The organism is Escherichia sp. WS1118, from assembly GCF_046487695.1.
Taxonomy (GTDB): Bacteria; Pseudomonadota; Gammaproteobacteria; order Enterobacterales; family Enterobacteriaceae; genus Escherichia; species Escherichia coli.
This window is the reverse complement of the sequence record NZ_JBJQIZ010000033.1, coordinates 1-2,733: the sequence shown is the minus strand read 5'-3', so window position 1 is coordinate 2,733 and position 2,733 is coordinate 1. Positions and strand designations below refer to the sequence as shown.

The 2,733-nt window shown below is 62.4% G+C and carries 2 protein-coding genes and 2 pseudogenes; 2 read left to right on the top strand and 2 right to left on the bottom strand.

What is annotated here, in order from left to right; all coding sequences use genetic code 11:
• Positions 1-1,145, bottom strand: a pseudogene (locus ACJHYO_RS23910) (Tn3 family transposase); the annotation flags it as partial.
• Positions 1,146-1,148: 3 nt separating this feature from the next.
• Between ACJHYO_RS23910 and ACJHYO_RS23905 the strand changes: the two are divergent.
• Both ACJHYO_RS23905 and ACJHYO_RS23900 read left to right on the top strand, forming a co-directional pair.
• Positions 1,149-1,541: a cysteine hydrolase family protein gene (locus tag ACJHYO_RS23905; protein ID WP_001351729.1), complete on the top strand. Its 393-nt coding sequence runs from the start codon at positions 1,149-1,151 to the stop codon at positions 1,539-1,541.
• Positions 1,542-1,678: 137 nt separating this feature from the next.
• Positions 1,679-2,563: a DMT family transporter gene (locus ACJHYO_RS23900; RefSeq protein ID WP_000058717.1), complete on the top strand. Its 885-nt coding sequence runs from the start codon at positions 1,679-1,681 to the stop codon at positions 2,561-2,563.
• Between the two features lie 31 nt (positions 2,564-2,594).
• Here the strand turns inward: ACJHYO_RS23900 and ACJHYO_RS23895 are convergent.
• Positions 2,595-2,733, bottom strand: a pseudogene (locus ACJHYO_RS23895) (TetA family tetracycline resistance MFS efflux pump); the annotation flags it as partial.

Below are 2,733 nucleotides of genomic sequence, written 5' to 3'. Positions count from 1 at the left end.
GGCACGTACAGCTTGGTTTCGCCGAGGTCGCGGATGCGCGGCGCGAAGCGGAAGCCTAGCAGGTGCATCAGGGCAAAGACGTGATCGGTGAAGCCGGCCGTGTCGGTGTAGTGCTCCTCGATCCGCAGGTCGGACTCGTGGTACAGCAGGCCGTCGAGCACATAGGTGGAATCGCGGACGCCGACATTCACCACGCGGGTGCTGAACGGCGCGTACTGGTCGGAGATATGGGTATAGAACAGCCGTCCCGGCTCGCTACCGTACTTCGGGTTGACGTGCCCGGTGCTCTCGCCCCGGCCACCCGCGCGGAAGCGCTGGCCATCGGAGGATGAGGTCGTGCCGTCGCCCCAGTGGGCGGCAAAGGCGTGGCGATACTGGTGGTTGACCAGCTCGGCCAAGGCCGCCGAATAGGTTTCGTCGCGGATGTGCCAGGCTTGCAGCCAGGACAGCTTGGCGTAGGTCAGGCCGGGGCTCGACTCGGCCATCTTGGTCAGCCCGAGGTTGATCGCATCACCGAGGATTGCGGACAGCAGCAACGTCCTGTCTTTGGCCTCGGCCCCGTCCTTCAAGTGGGTGAAGTGGCGGCTGAAGCCCGTCCAGTCGTCCACGTCCATCAGCAGTTCGGTGATCTTGATGCGCGGCAGTAACTGGCTGGTTTGGTCGATCAGCGCCTGCGCCCGATCCGGCACCGCCGCATCCAGCGGGGTGATTTTCAGCCCTGACTCGGTGAGGATGGCATCGGGCAGCTCGTTGTCCTTGGCCAGGCGGGTGACGGTGGCCAACTGCTCGTCCAGCAGCTGCAAACGCTCTTCCAGGTACTGGTCGCTGTTCGGGTTGATCGCCAGGGGCAGGGCCTGCTCGCGCTTGAGTGCGGCGAACTTCTCGGCCGGCAGCAGGTAGTCGTCGAAGTCGCGGAACTGCCGCGAGCCCTTGACCCAGATGTCGCCGGAGCGCAGGGCGTTCTTCAGCTCGGACAGGGCGCAGATTTCGTAGAATTTCCGGTCGAGGCCTTCCGGGGTGATCACCAGCGGCTTCCAGCGCGGCTTGATGAAGGCCGTGGGTGCATCGGCCGGCACCTTGCGCAGGTTGTCGGCGTTCATCTCACGCAGGGTCTGCACGGCTGCCAGCACGCCTTGCGCGGCCGGCCCGTGCTGTTCCCCAACTTTTCGCTCGGCGAAGAGTATGAACATGCGCCGCCGGCGACGAATCGCCAAATCTCACCGTATCTCCCGAGCGGACGATTTCGCACCGGTCTGCCCGTCGAAGGGCTTGCGATCGAACGGGGCGACCTTTTCTATGCATGTCCGCGAGCCAGCGTCTTTTATGGCACGGCGCTCGACGCCGACCTTCGGACGCGCGGCGTAAGCACGCTTGTCATGGCCGGGATAAGCACCACCGGCGTTGTTCTTTCAAGCGTCGCCTGGGCTAGTGATGCGGACTACGACGTGCGTTTGGTCCAGGACTGCTGCTACGACCCGGATCGGGATGCCCACGAAGCTCTGTTGCGTTCCGGGTTCGGCGGACGTGTACAGGTCGTGTAATTTTCGGGCCTCGCATGATCGCGGCCATAGCCGCAGGTGGATTGGTGCGAGGCAGGGCCAGTCCAAGTCAGGGTGCGGTCATCGCGGCGCCTGCAACTCTCAAAAACCCATCGCCGTAGCGGAGGTCTTGTAATCGCATGTCATTACGCACGCCCGATTTATTGTTCACAGCGATAGCACCTGCCATTTGGGGCAGCACCTACATTGTCACCACCCAATACCTGCCGAACTTCTCACCGATGACGGTCGCGATGCTGCGGGCGTTGCCGGCGGGTTTATTGCTCGTGATGATCGTCCGACAGATTCCAACGGGAATCTGGTGGATGCGCATCTTCATCCTCGGCGCACTTAATATTTCGCTATTCTGGAGCTTGTTGTTTATTTCGGTCTACCGCCTGCCGGGCGGGGTCGCGGCGACGGTAGGCGCTGTGCAGCCGCTGATGGTCGTGTTCATCTCTGCCGCTCTGCTAGGTAGCCCGATACGATTGATGGCGGTCCTGGGGGCTATTTGCGGAACTGCGGGCGTGGCGCTGTTGGTGTTGACACCAAACGCAGCGCTAGATCCTGTCGGCGTCGCAGCGGGCCTGGCGGGGGCGGTTTCCATGGCGTTCGGAACCGTGCTGACCCGCAAGTGGCAACCTCCCGTGCCTCTGCTCACCTTTACCGCCTGGCAACTGGCGGCCGGAGGACTTCTGCTCGTTCCAGTAGCTTTAGTGTTTGATCCGCCAATCCCGATGCCTACAGGAACCAATGTTCTCGGCCTGGCGTGGCTCGGCCTGATCGGAGCGGGTTTAACCTACTTCCTTTGGTTCCGGGGGATCTCGCGACTCGAACCTACAGTTGTTTCCTTACTGGGCTTTCTCAGCCCGGGGACCGCCGTGTTGCTAGGATGGTTGTTCTTGGATCAGACGCTGAGTGCGCTTCAAATCATCGGCGTCCTGCTCGTGATCGGGAGTATCTGGCTGGGCCAACGTTCCAACCGCACTCCTAGGGCGCGTATAGCTTGCCGGAAGTCGCCTTGACCCGCATGGCATAGGCCTATCGTTTCCACGATCAGCGATCGGCTCGTTGCCCTGCGCCGCTCCAAAGCCCGCGACGCAGCGCCGGCAGGCAGAGCAAGTAGAGGGCAGCGCCTGCAATCCATGCCCACCCGTTCCACGTTGTTATAGAAGCCGCATAGATCGCCGTGAAG

What these genes read in the sequence shown, in the direction of transcription:
- ACJHYO_RS23900 (WP_000058717.1), top strand. Translation starts at nt 1,679, where the DNA reads ATGTCATTACGCACGCCCGATTTATTGTTCACAGCGATAGCACCTGCC.